Source organism: Microbacterium sp. NPDC056044 (genome assembly GCF_042267145.1).
Lineage (GTDB): Bacteria > Actinomycetota > Actinomycetes > Actinomycetales > Microbacteriaceae > Microbacterium.
Map to the genome: position 1 here is coordinate 681,383 of NZ_JBHJWZ010000001.1, position 17,043 is coordinate 698,425.

A 17,043-nucleotide genomic window follows, 5' to 3' on the forward strand; every position below is an offset into this window, starting at 1 on the left:
CGCTCCCCGGAGGGGCTCACGGGATGGCCCGCGCCGTTCTCACCGGGCGTGCGCCGTTTCCGCCAGAATGACGAATGCGATCAGATAGACGATGAGCGCGCGGCTATCGAGCCTGCGACGTCAAATCGGCTCCACCGCGTTGGGGTCGTTGCCTCAGCGGACTGGAAGCGATTCGTTCGCTTTCACTCCGACGTCCCGATTTCGTCGCTCAACCGCCCGCACGCGCACCAGCCGCACGAGCGTGACCGGCCCGTTCACCACGAACTTCAGCGAGTTCCACAGGCACACCAGCACGAGCAGATTGATCCAACCCGGCGCACCGCTGGCGACCCACTGCGCGAGCGCAGCCGCGATCACGATGTAGACGACCGCAAGAAGCATCGCTGGCGCGCCCCACTTAAGGCCCCGGCGCGTGTGGGTTGCGCGGATGATCATGTTTGTCGGCATGGTCCGCTGGAAGAACGCGTAGGTGCGGCTCACGAAAGCGATCAGCAGTTGAAACATCGGCCAGCCTCTCCTTCAGGCCTGGGGCTTGCGGTTGCGCTCAGGCTACGCCCGGCCCTCCGGCGTCGATAGGAGCACCCGCTACAGGCTGTGGACAGCCCCCGCGCGGCTGGGGGCCCGACGCGGCTGTGTAGGAGCATCCGCCCGCGTCAGCCAATTCGCGCGATCCCGCGCGACGCCTGCGGCCGCGGCATCCATTCGCTGGTTCGGTGACGTCGCGGGTGCGCCGAGCGCGTCATCCTCGAAAACGCCGTACCGGTCACGATAGGCGGCGACGATGCGCGCCTGATGCCGCCAAGCACTTGCTCGCGTTGGATCGACCGGGACGCGTCCAAGCGACGCGATCCACCTCGACCGTGCCGCGAGCGCCGTCTCGACGAGCACCGACGCCCGCTCCTCGATGAGGTGTGCTCGTTCGTCGAGGGCACGCCGCTCCTCGGCATCCATCTCCCCCATCGCCGTTGGGAGGAGGCCGGCGACGAGCCGGCGTCCACTCCCCTGCGAGCTGCCGCTCGAGCGCTGAGCAAGGACGCGCTCAAGGCGCTCGTGGAGCACGGCCGCGGCATCCTGAGCATCTTCCAATCCACGCGCGGCGACGATGCGCGGCAGAAGCGTCTCGACGTTGTGGCCGAGCGCCTCGGCGCGCCGAAGGCCCGCGCTCAGCGCCCCGAAGGCGTCCGACTCGATCGCCGCTTCGGCCAGTTCGGCGGGTAGCCCACACGCGTGAACGAGGCGAGTCCACCGTGGCCGTTGGGCGGAGGCCGCGATCGTGTCGTATTCGGCGGCGAGCTGCGCGATCGATCCCCAGGCCTCCTGCTCGGCGGCGATCGTCTCGTGTGCCGACAGTTCGGCGCCGATGTGGCCGAGCACGCCTGCGAGGATGTCGCGGGCCGTGGCGTCCGGGCGCTCACCGGGATGCCGAGCGGAGTGATTGTCGTCAGGGCGCGACACGACCACATACGCCGTGTTCGAGGCTCTCCCTCGCGTCATCGCGACGTACAGGTTCTCGCGCGTCGTTCCGGGCTCGACGACGGCGTGCGCGGTGTCGGTCGTGATCCCCTGCGCGCGGTAGGCGGTCACCGCATAGCCGAGATCGACGTTCTCGGCCACGTACTCGGCAGGCAGCGTGATCGGTCGGGCGCCGGCGCGGTCGGTGTTCTGCACGCGCAGCGCGCCGTCGCGACGAACCGCGACGACCTTCCATCGCCCGCCGTTGCGTACCCAGTCGCGTCCAGAGCGCAGGCGACGGTCGTTCTTGCGAGTGATGACGACATCACCGACGGATGCTGCGGACTCATCGCGCAGGGACGCTTCGGCCGAGGCATCCACGACCCCGCTGAGGATCAGCTCGGCGCGCGCCCGTCGATTGAGCGTCGCGACCGCCTCGCCCGTCTCGGCGACGAGAACCGACGACATGCCGGAGGCGATGTCTTGGTGCCACGCGCTGTACGCCGCATTAGCCATCGCGTCGGCGTCTCCGCCGACGATCCGGTCGTGCGCGCCGTACGTATCGAGGGCTTGCAGTCGCCCGTTACGCAGGTCGAGGGATGCCTCTTTCTCCCAGGCATTGCGGAAGCGGTGCACGTCGGCGAGTTCAGGAGCATCGGAGCGGGCTTCGACGAGCATCCGGAACGCCCCGCCGGCGTCGACCGATTGCAGCTGCGCCCAGTCCCCCACCAGGAGAACCTTCGCGCCCGCCTGCGTCGCCAGCGTGCTGATGTGATCGAGAGTGAGGGTGCCGGCGAGGGATGCCTCGTCGATGATGACGAGCTGTGATGCGCGGACCGCCGCGCGGCCTTGACTGTGCTCGTGTAGCCACTTGGCGGTGTTCTCGGTGGCGATGCCGAGGTCTTCGGCGAGTTCGCGCGCGGCCGCTGCCGACGGCGCGAGCCCGATGACCGAACCGCGTCCGTGCTCGTGCTCCCACGCGAGGCGCAACGCGTGCATCGCGGTCGTCTTGCCCGCACCGGCCGGGCCGATCAGCACATCGAGTGAGCGCGCGGAGGTTGCGATCGAGTGGAGCGCCGCGCGCTGATCCTCCCCGAGCACGATCCCGTGATTGCGGCGAGCCCGCTCGGCACGCTCGAGAGTTGCAGCGCTGACCACCGGCGCATCAGTCGCGTGCGACGCTGCGAGCAGTCGCTCCTCCGCATCCAGCAGCGCAATCGATGAGTAGCGCGCGGAGTTGCGCGGCCGGAAAACGCTCGTCTCATCGGCGCGTCGGAACTCCGCGGGCGAGACCGCGAGCTCGGGTGGCGTGAGTCGCGTGGAGCGCCGCTCCGCAGCATCCGTGATCATGCCGACGATTTCCTCGCGATCCTCGGTCGCGGCGAAGCGCCAACCCATCGTCTGCCGCGAGGCCTCGGCGTAGAGGTTCCAGCGAGTCCATGTCGAGCGACGCTCGCTCGCGGCTTCGACGACACGCGCTGCGAGCTGGTTCAGGATGCTGCGCTTGATGTCCTCGGCGCGCAGCGGCCGCGGGGTGTCACGGTGATTCACTGCGGTGCGCGTCCAGGCGGTCGCGTCGCGGCCGAGCAGTCGAGTGGCGCGGGTGCGCCACTCGTAGGTGAGGTCGGCGAGCGAGCGGAGTTGCTTCTCGGGACGGGTCGCGAGCGTCGCCTGCTGGCGCAGCCGGATGATCGTCACCTTCGTCGGCGCACGGCCGTGCGCGGCGATGTACTCGTCGATGAGCCGGTCCTTCTCGACGTCGATGTGACGCGAGCGGGACGAGAACTCGGTGACGAGCTGCTCGGGAACGGTGGCGACCGCCCAGACCGGGTTGCGGTCGGCTTCGCGCTCGCGCCGCTCCCATTGCACGCCGAGCGCACGCGACAGGTGGTCAGCGAACACGGCCGTGTGCAGCTCGGACAGCGCAACCGTCGCCGCGTGCAGCGGCCGTCCGTCGAGTGACCGCCACTTGCCGTCGAACACCGTGCGGACCTTGTTGCTCACCACGAGGTGCGTGTGCAGTTGCGGATCGCCCGCGCGGGAGTCGAAGTGATCGAACGCGGCGGCGATGAGTCCGTGGACCTCTACCTGCGCAACGGCTCCGTCATGGCCCGCTTCGCCAGCTCGTGTCGCGGCGAGCTCACGCTCCATGAAGGCGAGCACGTCATCGATCGCCTTGTGATGCGCGGCGGCGATCGTGGCCTGAGTATTGGCATCAGCGACGGCCCAGAGGACCGATGCCGACTTCGGCAGCGAGAAGGTGAAGTCGTAGCCGGCGACCGCGCGGCGGTAGGTCAGCGCTGGGGTGTCTGGGCTCGGGCGGTCGGGGGTCGCATCGGATGCCGCGTACACGGGATAGGCCCGACCGAGCGGTGCGCCCGTCCCGGGTTCGCGCCCCATCCCAAGGAGCAGCTCGAGCTGGGCCTCGGACACCCTCGATCCCGCGTCGATTCGACCGTCGGCCAGAGCTGGCAGACCGCTCCCGAGCCAGCGACCCGGCGGTGTGCCGGCCTCGGCGTAGTAGCGGGTCAGCGGGGTGGAGAGTGGTCGGGCGCCGTCAGCGGCAGCCACGGTGCGAAGGAGGTACTTGTACCCATCCCCCGCGCTCATGACCCGCATCGACACCGACACCCGGCACCGCCTCTCTCTGTCAGAGAGGTGGTGCAGCCGGGCCCGCGTCAGTGGGCCCGCCCTCGATCTGCAAGACGTGTGGCCGCTGATGCCGAAGCGGCCTGCCGCAGACTTGTGACGCGAGAGGAGTGGTGAGACATCGTTCAGCGCGATCGTTCGTTGCGCGGTCGTGCCGTCTTGTCAGCGGACTCGGCCTCGAGCCGGAACGATCGGAACAGGACGACTCAGCCCTCAGCCCAGGCTGGGAGCACCGCGTACTTCCCGATGGGCGATCGCCGCTTGGGGCGGCACCCGATCGGTTACCAATGCTGAGAACGTACCTTGTGGAGGATCTCGTCCGTCGAACTGACGTTGCGCGCCACGGCTTCGCGGACGTAGGGATTCGTACTGCCCGCCAATTCACGCAGTATCGCGATTGGCGTTGCCGGATTCTCTGCGAGGGCAATGTGATACTCGTTCGGGCCCCGCCCCGCGCGCGTATTCATGACGCGACTCAGGGTGGACGGTGAGGTCCGCGGGTTCTGAATGATCGCCAGAACGAGCCCGGTGTCGTCTACGACGTAGCCATCGTCGTCATACCCCCAGGGACGGGCTTCCTCCAACATTCGAGCTAGCAGATCGGGCGGTGCAGCAGCATTGCCCGCAACTGTTTGCCTGTACAGTCGTCCGTCGGCAATCGCTCGAAGCGTGGTATCGGGCGCGCGCGGGTTTCGGGCGAGGCGCTCGAGAATCTCGCCTGGGGAGCTCGGATAGCGGGGAAGCAACGTCGTCGATGCAATGCCTGACCCGTGGTTCTGGGTCGCGACCTCCGGCATTGCGAGCATAGATTCTGGATACGTTGACGTCCCCCAGACCGAGATGAGCCGCTGGGCGACAGTAGCAAGCACGCCGGGCCGTGTCTGTTCGTTCGCGACAACCTCCTTCACGACATCCACGACAGAATCACTGGCGAGGTGCGCGAGGATCTCATCGGGCGTTGAGGGGTTCATAGCAACTGCACGCCTCGCTGATGGATTTCGTGCATTCGACAACGCGATTAGGGATTCGACGGGGGTGTTCCGGTTCTCGGCAAGTAGGACTGGCAAGAGGCCAGCGGAGCCAAGGGCCCCTCGACGGACAAGCTGGGCAAGTGTTGCAGGCGATGTTCGTGGATTGTCGGCCAACGCCTCAAGCACGGCTTCACTGGAGTAGTGTGCGATCAGATCGAGAGTTTCGGACTTCGCCGATCGGCATGTCGCAATCGCATGGAGCACGTGAGGATGTTGCGCGTGAGCAAGCACAGCGAGGGCAACTGGGTCACAGGGGCTATCGAATGTCCGGCGCTTGTGTGCCTCCGCGAAGGCCGAACCGCCATCAAACAGAAGCGCGCGTAGCGCGTCGTCACCGTTCAATGGGATGTCAGCAGGTCGCCTTTCCGGCGCACGTAGCGAATGGACGTTCGCGGCAACCTCTGGGTGACGTTCTGCGGCCATTCGCACCGAACTCGAGGAATCTCGAAGAAGCACGACCAGCGTCGGCAACGGCGCATTGGGATTCCTGCCCACGCCCTCCCGTACCCGTGGATCAAGGTCATGCGAAAGCACGACGAGCGTGCCGAGCGGTGTCGCGGGATTGCTCGACACTGCGACTCGAACGCTTCCCGTCTCTCGGGCGAGTCGAGATAGCGTGCTCGGTGGAGTATCCGGATTGCGTGCAAGGGCGCGTCGACGCCACTTCGACCCAGGCACGTCAGACACTCGACACCCCGAGTTGTGCCTTCGTTCGGGACATGAGCACATCCTGGCAGACGCTGGCGCTTTCGGCGGCGATTTTGCCAGCCTCGGTGCACAGCCGCTTGAGGCCAGTCAAATCTGCCTGAGCGACCGATCGATGCCGGCTACGAGGAGAGTCACCCGTGTCCCGTGGCCATGGGTCGCATCGAAGCCGGGAAGGTGATCGCTATTCTCACCCTAGCTGCCCACGGCAAGCCACGTAGTTAGAGCTGATCTGAAGACCTCGGAGTCCACGTTTGCCTCCCAGCCGTGCGACGCAGGCGAGGTCTCAACAAGCGTGGCATTGGGGTGCGAAGAGACGAACGCTCGAGTCAGCTCGAACGGGATCTCCAAATCCCCTGTCGAGTGGATTATGAGTGCCGGCACGTTCATTCTGAAGTCGCGGCCCCAGTTGAGCCTGTTGAAGTCAAGCGGCACTGGTAGCCCGATCAGTCGAGTTGCGACGCCCGCACCGAGCGCCCGCACCAACACCGGACCGACAGCGCTTGGCAGATTCGCCCGATTCACAGCGTGCTGGATGGTCGCTCGCCAATCTGTAGCGGGCGCGATGAGCGCGAGTTGATCGAACGCCCTTGGTACGTGGCGCAGCAACTCGAGGGCTAGCCCCGCGCCCATCGACCACGCAACCACGCGCACGGACGTAGCTCCGCGGGAACGTGCGTACGCGATTGCGTCGGCCAGGTCCATCCACTCGCGCTGCCCGAGCGTCGAGGCGGACGCCGACGGCCCATCCCCGGAACCGCGATATGTGATGGCGAGCGAAGTCAGCCCGGCATCCTGCGCCACATCGACGGAGCGCAGCGTTACGAGTCGGGAGGTTCGGATTCCTTGCACATGGATCACCCACGGGGCCTCGAGGGAGGTACCCCGGAAGAGCCATGCAGGCGCCGAAGTGCCGTCGCGCAACGGCACCGTCACGTCCTCCCAGTCGGGATCGATCTCAGCAGGCCCGCTCATGGTGTGACCGGTCCACTGAGCTTCGAATGGCTCCGTGCTGATTGGCGCGGTGGTCTTGAGGATGCGTCGGGTGACGCGATCGCCATCCGACGACACCACAGGCCCGATCAGCGCATGGTGCTCGAATCGATCCCCAAACCAGAGGCCGTAGTTCCCGTTGACGACGGTGAGATCGCTCCGTGGAAGTTCGATCGTGTCGCCGACACGACGCACGGTGATCGTCTTGCGACGCGGTTCAACGCCCACAACGCGACGGGCCAGCATCCGGATCAGCAACGCGACAGCAGTTGCGAGCACACCAAGGATCGCGGCACCGATGCCGACTATCTTCAAGGTGGGCTCACCGCCCCCGCAGCGCTCGACATCCGAACCACAGCCGGCGCTCGCATCTGCCGATCGAGCATCTCGGTCGCAGCGCGAAGCAGAACCCGCTCGCGCTTGGTTAGTTCCTGGCTGTTGGCGACGTCGGTCAGTCGAACGGCCAGTCGGTATGTCTCGTGCACAGGATCCTCGTCAGGAATGGGCTTAACGATCATCCCGCGGTCGATGCTCGCCTTGGCGAGGAGCCGTCCGAGTGTCGCGTTCATTGATCTGCGGCCCGCGCGGGCGATCGCGAACCAGATGATCCCGGCGCACACCAGAACGACACCGCCGTAGAACGGAATCGTGAACAGCGCGCCGACCGTTTCCACCGACGGCGCCCGCCCCAGGCCTGCGACACGGAGGGTGAGGTAGACAATCTCGATGAGACTCGCCGCGAGGATCGCCCAGGCACCGATGCGGATGAGGATGTACGGCCGCGGCTTGCGCCCGCGGATACCGCGCAGCATCCGGATCATGATCAGGACGACGCATCCCATGTAGAGCGATGCGTAGGCCCACAGGCCGAACTGATCTGCCGTCTCCTTGATGAACTCGTCCGTTGTCGGTCCGCGATCGGCGATCAGAAGAAATGGGATGGTGAAGGAGAGGTACATCGCGGGCAGTTCCCAGAGGCTGCGCGGGTTGAACCTGCTCCCGTCGAGCGTCAGCGCCGCCTGCATGACGAACCAGAATGCCGTCGTCGCGAGGATGTTCTGGATGAGGTTGGCGACGTTCGTTCCGCCGAGCCAGCCGTCGATGATCGGCAGGGGGATGACGACTCCGACCATGAATACGGCTGCGAGCCCCGTGATGGTGGCGAGCCAGGTCAGCCGGCTTGACGGCTCTCGAATAGCCGACGGCAACCGGATCAGAGTGAGCACCAGCAGCGCGAGGAACGCGACGGCTTCGATGCTGAGCGTCATCAGCCGAACACCGCCTCGTCATGCCCGTGGCGAGGTTGAAGGAGGAGCCGCGACAACATCTGCGACAGCTTCTCGGCCTCAGCTTCCATAACGAGTTCGGTGTCGGCGAAGTCGAGGTCGAGTTCGAAGTCCGCAGTGACGATTCCTCGCGCGAGCACGGTCTGGCCCGCGCGGACGTGGCGAGATCCAGGATGCTTGACGGGCAGTGTCGTGCAGCCGGTGTGCTCGAACACGACGTGCGACAGTTCGTGCAGCACCGTGTGGAACTGGTACCAACGTGGGTCGGACTTGCGCACGAGGATCTTGGCAGAGTCGGCGGTCAACAGGACCAGCCCGGTGATGTTCTCCCAGTCGCGATCGCCGACGGGCTCGACGTCGATCCGCTTGCCGGTGGCCTTGGCGACCTGTCTGACGATGTCTTCCAGTTCGACGTCATTGGGGAGGTCGAGGCGTTCGAGTTGCGCCTCGGCGTGGGCGCGCAACTCTTCATGATCTCGAGAAGCGCGGTAGCTCATGATGCCCGACCTCCGATCACGATCTCGGCACAGCGATCGCTCGAATGGTCCCACTGTACGCCGATGCGCAGTGGAGGTCAGGTGAATGCGCTAATGCGCAGAGATCGACCTGAGGGTCTGTGCGATCGCGCGCAGCGCGGCCGGCGAGATCTCGCCGACTGCGCGCGCTGACACCGAGTCCGCTCCGGATGCCTTCAGCGCCTCGCGGAATTCGAAGTTCGCCTCTGCGGCTTCGACCGCGGCAGCATCATCCAGGTCGAGGAGGTACGCCGTGGGGACCCCAGCGTACGCGCCGACGCCTTCGAGCACTCTCACACGAATAGGTGCGCTGGAGTCCCCCGCAAGCAGAGTCGACCACTCATCGCGGTCCAGCGAGACGCCTCGTTCGGCGAGTTCACTGATGAGACCGTCGACCTCGAACTCGGATCCGTCCAGGCGAGGCGCCTGCGATGCCGCGGTCAGTCGGCGACCCAACTCCTTGGAGTCGGTGTCGACGATGGGCTCGATCTCTCGAGCGTCGCCGATGGATGCTGCGACACGCGAGATCTCGTGCGGATGGGTTCCCAGAGCCTGGGCGAGCTTCTCGATGTCGTTCGCATCGAACGGCGCCGCGCCCCGCAAACGACCGTAGAAGTAGCTCGCCGACATTTCGGAGCGCTCGATCAGCTCCTGATTCGTCATCCCGGCAGCATCACGAAGCGTCGAAATCGCTCGCACGAGGTCCATCGACCACGCGCCGGCCTCGCCCTGGGAACGTCTACCCACGACGACAGGTTATCGCTACGCACAACACGCTCGTTTGCTATCTATTTCAGCACATCCGGCGTATCTTGCTCCTATGTACGCACACGATTCTTGCGCACTCCCCCGCTTGCCGCCAGCTGATTGACGACCTCGACGGTGGAGCCACGCGCACCTCCTGCTTATGAAAGCCGCCGCCGGCGGTTGCGAAGGAGGGGACGGCGCCATGGCTCATCAGAGGTCCGATGCCGATGTCACGGAGGCGAAGCTGGACCGGCTGCACGCCCAACTTGCGGGTGCGGTAGCTGATCTCGTGACGGGAGATGACTGGAAGCGCGCTCTGGCGTTCGCTGCGCGGTTCAGGTCCCGCTCGTTCAACAACACCCTGCTGATCTGGATGCAGCACGCAGCCGCATTCGAGCAAGGCAGGGTTTCCGAGCCAACGCCCACGTACGTCGCCGGTTTCCGGCAGTGGCTGACGCTGGGGCGATCTGTTGATCGCGGCCAGCCCGGCTACATGATCCTCGCCCCCGTCCTCGGCCGGTTCGCCTCGTCGACTCCGCAGATCGCCGAGTCGTGGCGCCGTCTGGCGCCCCGCGAGACGCCAGGACGCGGCGAAGTGCTTCAGTCGCGACTGGTCGGCGTGCGCCCTGCATACGTGTGGGACGCATCTCAGACCAGCGGTGCCCCGATCCCAGAGGTGCCCTTGCCCCACCTCCTCGAGGGCGAGGCGCCGGTCGGGATGTGGGACGGCCTCGCGGCGCTCGTACGGGAACGGGGGTACTCGTTGCGCCTTGTCGACAGCAGTCGAGATCTCGGAGGAGCGAACGGCATGACCGACTACCTCACACGGATGGTCACCATTCGAGGCGACATCGACCCCGCTGCGCGCGCGAAGACTCTCGCACATGAGCTTGCGCATGTGGATCTGCACGGGCCCGATCACCCCGAGTCGTCGCTTCATCGCGGCATCACAGAGGTCGAGGCGGAGTCCGTCGCGCTGATGATCGGCGCGGCCCACGGTCTCGACACAGCCGGCTACACGATCCCCTACGTGTCGAGCTGGGCGACGACTGTCGACGGGAAGACGCCGGCGGAAGTCGTCCAGGCGACGGGCGATCGGGTGCGGTCTGCCGCACTCGCGATCCTCGCGCATTTGCATACGCCACAGGTGGGATCCGGCGATCCGCCGGGCCTCACAAGAGAGCCGCACGCTAACCCGACCGTGCGCGGACGCGCCTCGGCCGAGATCGACGACGGTCGCCCTTCGACATCCGACAAGCGGCACGTCCGTCGTGCCGCGACGGCGGGACGGGGGCTGTGATGGACACCGCGGCCCTGTTCGCCTCCTTGGTGGGACTTCCGCCGCGGCAGGGGGTGCAGCGGTTCGCCGAGGCCAGCGTGCCGATCTTTCCCTGCAAGCCCTCAGAGAAGCGGCCTCTCACTCAGCACGGGTTCCGCGATGCGACCGCCGACTTCGACCAGATCCGACGCTGGTGGACGAGATGGCCCGAGGCCAACATCGGGATGCCGACCGGAGCGGTCTCCGGACTCGAGGTCGTCGACATCGACGTGCACGGTCGCGTTCGCGGGTTCGCCGCCTTCGAACTCGCCCGCCGCGAGGGTCTGGTGGACCGCTGGCAGGTCCTCGTGAAGACAGCATCCGGCGGGATGCACGCCTACTATCCCGTCGATCCGCAACGCCCGCAGCCATCGTGGCAAGCTGCGCGGGCCGGCATCGACTTCCGTGGCGAAGGCGGCTACGTCGTCGTCCCTCCGTCGCGGGTGCTGTTCGAAGGCAACAGTTCGGGCTACGAGTTGATCGGGGTCGGGCGGCACGACGCCGTACCCGTCGACTCCGCCGCGCTGCGACAATTCCTCGACCCGAAGCCCGCACCTCCGGCGAGCCCGACCACCCAGGTCCGTCGCGACGTCGACGCGGATCGAATCGCCGCGTGGCTCGCAACGCGGGTCGAAGGCGAACGCAACCGGGCGCTGTACTGGGCAGCGTGCCGGCTCGCGGAGAACGGCGTGCCCGATCACAACGCACGAAACGTGCTCGGCCCTGCCGCAGAGCACGCCGGGCTGCAGACGTCCGAGATCCTCACCACGATCCGCTCTGCCTACCGGACGGTGGTGGGGCCAACAGCGCCCTTTCGAACCCGCGCACCCGGTAGGCCGCTGAAGGGGCAGGTGATCTCGTGATCCTCGAATCGACACCGCTGCGGTCAGGGCGGATCGCCGTGTGGACCGCCGTTGCTGGGACGATCTTCATTGCGATCGGGGCCTTCTGGCTGTCCTTCACCGCCCTCGCCGATCTCGCGCATCGCTCCGGCATTGCAGCGAATCAGGCTTGGGCTTGGCCTCTCATCGTCGACGGGATCATCGTCGTGGGCACTGTCTCCGTCGTCGCGCTCGCCGGCGACCGGGATGCCTGGTATCCCTGGATGCTTCTCATCGCGGGCGCTGCTGCATCGGTCGCTGCGAATGCGATTCACGCGATCGTCGCTGCCGATTCCGACGTGCCGCCGGTACTCGCGGCATCCGTCGCGGCTGTACCGCCGCTGGTTCTGCTTGCGATCACACACCTCACCGTCGTACTGACGCAGCGGTTCCGAATCTCCCATTCCTCCACAGCAGCAGCCGCTCGCACGTCATCCACAGAAGTCGTGCAACTCCGCCCGATCGAGGACGTTCCGGAGAAGGGTGCACGCAGAGACATTGCGGCGCTGATGCGTCAGCGGGGCATGTCGAACAAAGAGATCGCGAACGCCACCGGAGTCCACCCGTCGACCGTCGGCCGATGGTTCGCGGGGACGCTCAACACACCTGACCTTCAGAAGGGGGCCACGCCATGAACGAGTACGACCGAGACGACCCGGCCGGGGTGCGCTTTCGCGCGTCAGCCGGCGAACCCGTCCGCGCCGAACACCCTGCCGTAGACGAGGTATCCGAGTTCGCGCGACACGGCGATCCCTCGCTCGAGAGGCAGCCCCTCAGCGTGTCGGGATCTGAGCGCGTCCGGAGCGAAGTCGTGTGGATGCGCCCCACGGAACTCGTTCCCGTCGTGACCGGCCGCGTCGCCGGGCAGGGCATCGACCTCGAGGCATCCCTCGCGCGCCGCGCACGCACGCTGCCGACCCAGGGCGTCGCAGCGACGCGGCGAGCCATTCGCGACCGTGCGCTTCACTTGCCACCTGTCACCGCGTTCGGACGCGGGCGCCACCCGCATGGCGCAGTCCGGCGCTCGGGCATCGGCCGGTAGCGAGTTCGTCATGCCCAGCCGGAACTCATGGTCAGAGACGGGCGCTTCGCCGTCCGCGGTCGGAAACAGCGACATGGCCGAGCACGCGAGTGACGAGTTCGAGAGCTCGGAGGGTCTTCGCGCACTCCTGGAACGTCTCGCCGCGCAGGATCACGGCGCGTGGCGCCACGATCGGGAAGCCGCGGCGCTCATGGCCTATGTGGTGAAGCGGTACGCGAAGCTCGCGCGCAAGCACGGGCTCGACCCGTGGGATGCCGGGGCGGCCGCGTTCGATGCGATGCGCTCGGCCGCGGTCCGGAATGCGGATGATCCGTGGGCGGTCGTGACGCGGGCCGTCCAGGTGACGATGATCGCCGAGGAGCGGGCGAACGGTCTGCTGTGCTCGGTCTATCAGGCCCGTCGCCCCGAGTTCTCTTCGTTCCACGACCCCGAGCGGTTCAGCGATCGGGAGAATCCGCTGAGCGACTACCACCCGGCGTTGCGGGTCGAGTCGGCCGAGAGCGCAGACGACACGGACGACATGCGCGAAGGAACGGGGATCCTCGAGGCCGTCGAGAACGCGATCGCGTTCATGACCCTCCTCGGTTGGCCACGCACACCCGCACGAACCGCGATGGAGTACATCTGCGCGCGCCTCAGCGAAGTCCCCTCGCGCGCGACCGCCTGGGAGTCGCTTCGACGCGACATCCACGGTCGGACTCTCCTCGACCTGTCCTCCGCGTCATGGAACGGGCTCCTGCGCGCGGTGCTCGGCAACCCCGAGCCCGAGGTCGCACGCACGACCGCGGGCCGCGGCATCCTGCTCCGTCTTCTGATCGGTGAACCGCTTCGGTCCCTTCTGACGGACGACGATCTCGTTCTCACCGTCAGCCTCGCGGCGCCGGCCGAGAGAGCGAGGCAGTGACGATGAGCGCGAGAATCGGCCACATCGAGCTCGAACGATCGATCGCGTCGATCGTCGTCGGTAATCGCCACCGGCAGGAGTACGGCGATATCGCCGAGCTTGCTGCGTCGATCACTCGCGACGGACTTCTGCAGCCGGTCACCGTCACACCCGAGGGCATCCTCGTCTGCGGAGCGCGGCGACTCGAAGCGCTGAAGATGCTCGGCGAGAAGAACATCAAGGTCTGGGTGCAATCCGGCGTCTCGGATCGGCTTGCCGAACTTCTCGCCGAGCAGGCCGAGAACGTGCTGCACAAGCCGCTTACCCCCACCGAAGCGACGACGCTCTACACCGAGCTGAAGGACTACATCTCCGACGACGCGCAGCGACGCCAGACCGCGACGCAGTTCCCCCGGCTGGGCGATTCCGGCGGAAACCACGGTGGTGCCACGGTGGCACCACCGCAATTCAAGCCGGGGAAGAGCCGCTTGCAGGCAGCGCTGATGGTGACGGGAAAGGCGTCGTACACGACGCTCGATCGCATCGCCGAGCTCCAACGACTCGTCGCCAGCCCGGTCACCGACCCCGAGGTGAGGGAGATGGCGATCCAGGAGCTGCGGATCATCGACGATGGCGGCAGCGTCACTGCCGCCCATGCACGGATCCGGGAAGTGATCCGTCCGACGCCGCGAACGATCGAGGACTTCGAAGCACCTGAGGACTTTGAGCCGCCCGACGAGCTCGAGCAGTTGGCGAACGCCGCGCTGGCGAGGGTCAAGGAGACCAAGCGTGGCCGAAACGCCCGCCGGGCTCGAAAGGCGTCGACGCATGTCTTCCCTGTCCGCGCTTTTGTACGCGTGTGGGAAGACCTCGACCAGTGGTGGACCAACTACGACGTCGCCGCTGTCGCGACGGAGCTGACCGACGAGCAGTTCGCTCAGTTCGAGGAGACCCTCGCATCCACGGTCGAGTTCTTCGACCAGCTGCGAAGCGCACGCGTTCAGCTGAGGCGGGAGATCGCGTGATGGCACTCACCGCACACCGACGTCGCCGACGCCTCGTGATCCTCCTCGCTGTCGGCTTTGGTCTGCTCGCCGCACTGATCGGGGTCGGGATCTACGGGCTCACCCTGGCTCCCGCCCCTGACGCGGGCACGCCAGCCGGCGATCCGACAGCGCCGGAGGCTGCGCCTGCCGTGCCGACTCCGACATCCTCCGCCGACACGCTCCCCGCGATCGCGTCCACCACGGATGCGGAGGAGTTTGCCCGTGACGCCGCTGAAGCACTGATCACGTGGGACACCACCGCGTTCGAACTGACCGCGTACGCGCAGGTCATCGTCGATGCGGGTGATCCGTCCGGCTTCGAGACGGCCGCTCTCGCGTCCGACGTTCGGAGCTATTTCCCGACACCGGATGCCTGGGCCCAGCTGCGCACCTATGGAACCCGCCAGTGGTTGACGATCGACGACGTCTACATCCCCGCATCCTGGGACGACGCCCTCGATCAGGCGGCCGACGGCGACCTCCTCCCTGGAACGATCGCGTACACGATCTCGGGAACGCGGCATCGGGCCGGCGTCGTCGGCACCGAGGCACAGGAGACGTCCCGGCCGATCGCGTTCACGATGTTCATCGCGTGCGAGCCGAGCTTCGCTGAGTGTCATCTCCTCCGTCTGTCCGAGGTCGACAACCCCCTCCGATGACGGCGCACACATGAAGAAACTCGTCATCGGACTGGTGCTGGCGCTGCTCGCGCTTCCCTTCGCGGGGATACTTGCGGTCCCGGTCGTCCTCTCCCCGGCCGCCCTCGCTGCATGCCAGACGTCGGGCCAGCTCGTCGTCTCCCACGTGCCGGATATGCTCACCGCGACACGCAGTGACGGAGTCTCCGTGACGCTTCGGCATGCGCAGCTCACCCATGCGGCGACGATTATCACCGTTGGAAGCGGAATCGAAGGCGTCGGGCGTCAGGGTGTGCTCATCGGCCTGATGGCGGCGCTGACGGAGTCGACCTTGAGGATGCTGGCGAACGCTGCGCATCCCGCATCGCTCGAGATGCCCAACGACGGCGTCGGGAGCGACCACGACTCCCTCGGACTCTTCCAGATGCGGCCGAGCTCCGGATGGGGCACCGTTGCCGAGCTGATGGATCCGACCTACCAGGTGCGCGCGTTCTTCGGCGGCCCGGAGGGCCCCAACTACCCGTCTCCGGCGGGACTCCTCGACATCGCAGGATGGCAGACAGCGGATCCGGGGTCCGCAGCACAGGCCGTTGAACGCTCCGCCTATCCCGACCGCTACCAGGAGTATCAGCCCGTCGCCGAAGCCATCATCGCGGCCCTGACCAAGCCGGCACTCTCCGGCAGCAACACCGCCGCACCCCTCGACGACGTCCCCGAGACGACGAGGGTGGTGTTCCCGCTGCCGACCGGAACGTGGGTGCGGACCAGCGGGTACGGGTGGCGCAACGACACGATGACCGGACGTCGCGCCCTCCATGCGGGCACCGACTACGCCGCAGCCGACGGCACGCCGATCCTCGCGATCGCGGATGGTGTCGTCACGTGGGCGGGGCCACTCGGCCTGTACGGGCAGCTAATCGTCATCGAGCACACCGTAGGCGGCAGCCGCGTGGCGTCCGCCTACGCGCACATGTGGGAGTCCGGCGTCCACGTGTCGGTGGGTGAGCGGGTCACGGCCGGGCAGCACATCGGCGACGTCGGCGCCTCCGGGAAATCGCAGGGCGCGCACCTGCACTTCGAGATCCGGCCCGGTGGTTCGTTCGAGGCATCGGTGGACGCCGAGGTATGGCTCTCCGAACATGGGGCTGCGGGGTTGGATGCTGCGACGTCCGGCCAGTCCGCGTGCCTGGCAGGCACATCGGGGTGACGGATGGACATCTTTCCGGACTTCGGGGCCGTCGGGGGCGCGGGTGACCTTCGCGCGATCGTCGGCGCCCTTCTCATGTACGTGCTGATCTTCGCGGTGCTCGCGATCCTGGTCTGCGCGGCGACCTGGGCGCTCTCGTCCTCGAGCGGCAACTACCATTCGGCCATCCGGTCGCGCGCCGGCCTGTTCGTCGCTGTCGGAGCGGCGGTTCTTGCCGGCGCCGGTGTGGCGTGGATGAACTTCCTCATCGGGGTCGGCCAGCAGCTGTAGCGGCGCCTTTGCGCACCGCCCGCTTCGCGCGGCCGATGCGCGGGGACGCCGCACGCACCTTGTACGCGGGTTCGTTTCTGCCCAGACAAGGAGCAAGACCGTGATTGATATCGCACCGAACGGGTCGGGACTTCCCGGCATCGAGCAGCTCCGCGTCATCGTGGGCGCTGTGATGACTGTCGGACTCATCCTCGCCGTGCTCGCCCTCATCATCGCCGCCGTCGCGTGGGGGTATGGCGCAAACTCGTCAAACCCCCATCTCGCGTCGCGCGGCAAGCTCGGCGTGCTCGTCGCATGCGGCGCAGCCGTCATCTGCGGCGCATCCGTCACGCTCGTGAACTTCTTCTGGGGCGTCGGCCAGTCCGTGTGAGCTGGCTGGT

General features: G+C 66.8%; 17 protein-coding genes. 9 read left to right on the forward strand and 8 right to left on the reverse strand.

Annotated elements, in window-relative coordinates:
• Positions 1–153: 153 nt before the first annotated feature.
• The 7 genes from ACFC1I_RS03195 to ACFC1I_RS03225 all read right to left on the reverse strand — a co-directional run bounded on the left by ACFC1I_RS03195 (position 154) and on the right by ACFC1I_RS03225 (position 9,378).
• Entirely contained in the window at positions 154–504 is a 351-nt protein-coding gene (locus tag ACFC1I_RS03195; RefSeq protein ID WP_376006413.1) for a sulfate permease, read from the reverse strand.
• An 81-nt stretch (positions 505–585) separates the two neighbouring features.
• Entirely contained in the window at positions 586–4,062 is a 3,477-nt protein-coding gene (gene mobF / locus ACFC1I_RS03200) for a MobF family relaxase (RefSeq protein WP_376006414.1), read from the reverse strand.
• A 320-nt stretch (positions 4,063–4,382) separates the two neighbouring features.
• The gene (locus ACFC1I_RS03205) at positions 4,383–5,705 is read right to left on the reverse strand and encodes a hypothetical protein (RefSeq protein WP_376006415.1); all 1,323 of its coding nucleotides are present in this window, start codon (positions 5,703–5,705) and stop codon (positions 4,383–4,385) included.
• 327 nt (positions 5,706–6,032) lie between these two features.
• Entirely contained in the window at positions 6,033–7,145 is a 1,113-nt protein-coding gene (locus tag ACFC1I_RS03210; RefSeq protein WP_376006416.1) for an alpha/beta hydrolase family protein, read from the reverse strand.
• Entirely contained in the window at positions 7,142–8,098 is a 957-nt protein-coding gene (locus ACFC1I_RS03215) for a hypothetical protein (protein ID WP_376006417.1), read from the reverse strand. Before ACFC1I_RS03215 ends, ACFC1I_RS03210 begins: the two co-directional genes overlap by 4 nt.
• Complete coding sequence (locus ACFC1I_RS03220) at positions 8,098–8,613, reverse strand: hypothetical protein (protein WP_376006418.1); 516 nt, start codon at positions 8,611–8,613, stop codon at positions 8,098–8,100. Before ACFC1I_RS03220 ends, ACFC1I_RS03215 begins: the two co-directional genes overlap by 1 nt.
• A 90-nt stretch (positions 8,614–8,703) precedes the next feature.
• Complete coding sequence (locus tag ACFC1I_RS03225; protein ID WP_376006419.1) at positions 8,704–9,378, reverse strand: helix-turn-helix domain-containing protein; 675 nt, start codon at positions 9,376–9,378, stop codon at positions 8,704–8,706.
• A 202-nt stretch (positions 9,379–9,580) separates the two neighbouring features.
• Here ACFC1I_RS03225 and ACFC1I_RS03230 point away from each other — a divergent pair, with 202 nt between their 5' ends.
• The 3 genes from ACFC1I_RS03230 to ACFC1I_RS03240 are packed head-to-tail and all read left to right on the forward strand — an operon-like array spanning position 9,581 to position 12,212.
• Positions 9,581–10,678: an ArdC-like ssDNA-binding domain-containing protein gene (locus ACFC1I_RS03230; protein ID WP_376006767.1), complete on the forward strand. Its 1,098-nt coding sequence runs from the start codon at positions 9,581–9,583 to the stop codon at positions 10,676–10,678.
• Positions 10,678–11,559 carry a bifunctional DNA primase/polymerase gene (locus ACFC1I_RS03235; protein ID WP_376006420.1) on the forward strand — a complete coding sequence of 294 codons (882 nt, stop codon included), beginning with the start codon at positions 10,678–10,680 and terminating at the stop codon, positions 11,557–11,559. The genes ACFC1I_RS03230 and ACFC1I_RS03235 overlap by 1 nt, the downstream gene beginning before the upstream one ends.
• Positions 11,556–12,212 carry a DUF2637 domain-containing protein gene (locus tag ACFC1I_RS03240; protein WP_376006421.1) on the forward strand — a complete coding sequence of 219 codons (657 nt, stop codon included), beginning with the start codon at positions 11,556–11,558 and terminating at the stop codon, positions 12,210–12,212. Before ACFC1I_RS03235 ends, ACFC1I_RS03240 begins: the two co-directional genes overlap by 4 nt.
• Positions 12,213–12,256: 44 nt before the next feature.
• Here the strand turns inward: ACFC1I_RS03240 and ACFC1I_RS03245 are convergent, their stop codons facing one another.
• Complete coding sequence (locus ACFC1I_RS03245) at positions 12,257–12,544, reverse strand: hypothetical protein (protein WP_376006422.1); 288 nt, start codon at positions 12,542–12,544, stop codon at positions 12,257–12,259.
• Between the two features lie 148 nt (positions 12,545–12,692).
• Between ACFC1I_RS03245 and ACFC1I_RS03250 the strand changes: the two genes are divergently transcribed.
• From ACFC1I_RS03250 to ACFC1I_RS03275, 6 genes are all read left to right on the forward strand, one after another.
• A complete protein-coding gene (locus ACFC1I_RS03250) occupies positions 12,693–13,523 on the forward strand; it encodes a hypothetical protein (protein ID WP_376006423.1) in 831 nt (276 codons plus the stop codon).
• A 2-nt stretch (positions 13,524–13,525) separates the two neighbouring features.
• Positions 13,526–14,527: a ParB N-terminal domain-containing protein gene (locus ACFC1I_RS03255; RefSeq protein ID WP_376006424.1), complete on the forward strand. Its 1,002-nt coding sequence runs from the start codon at positions 13,526–13,528 to the stop codon at positions 14,525–14,527.
• Positions 14,527–15,207 carry a hypothetical protein gene (locus ACFC1I_RS03260; protein WP_376006425.1) on the forward strand — a complete coding sequence of 227 codons (681 nt, stop codon included), beginning with the start codon at positions 14,527–14,529 and terminating at the stop codon, positions 15,205–15,207. Before ACFC1I_RS03255 ends, ACFC1I_RS03260 begins: the two co-directional genes overlap by 1 nt.
• Positions 15,208–15,217: 10 nt before the next feature.
• A complete protein-coding gene (locus ACFC1I_RS03265; protein WP_376006426.1) occupies positions 15,218–16,393 on the forward strand; it encodes a M23 family metallopeptidase in 1,176 nt (391 codons plus the stop codon).
• Between the two features lie 3 nt (positions 16,394–16,396).
• Positions 16,397–16,663: a DUF6112 family protein gene (locus ACFC1I_RS03270; protein ID WP_376006427.1), complete on the forward strand. Its 267-nt coding sequence runs from the start codon at positions 16,397–16,399 to the stop codon at positions 16,661–16,663.
• Positions 16,664–16,763: 100 nt separating this feature from the next.
• Positions 16,764–17,033 (forward strand): DUF6112 family protein, encoded by a 270-nt coding sequence (locus ACFC1I_RS03275; protein WP_116193375.1) that lies wholly within the window; start codon positions 16,764–16,766, stop codon positions 17,031–17,033.
• Positions 17,034–17,043 lie beyond the last annotated feature (10 nt).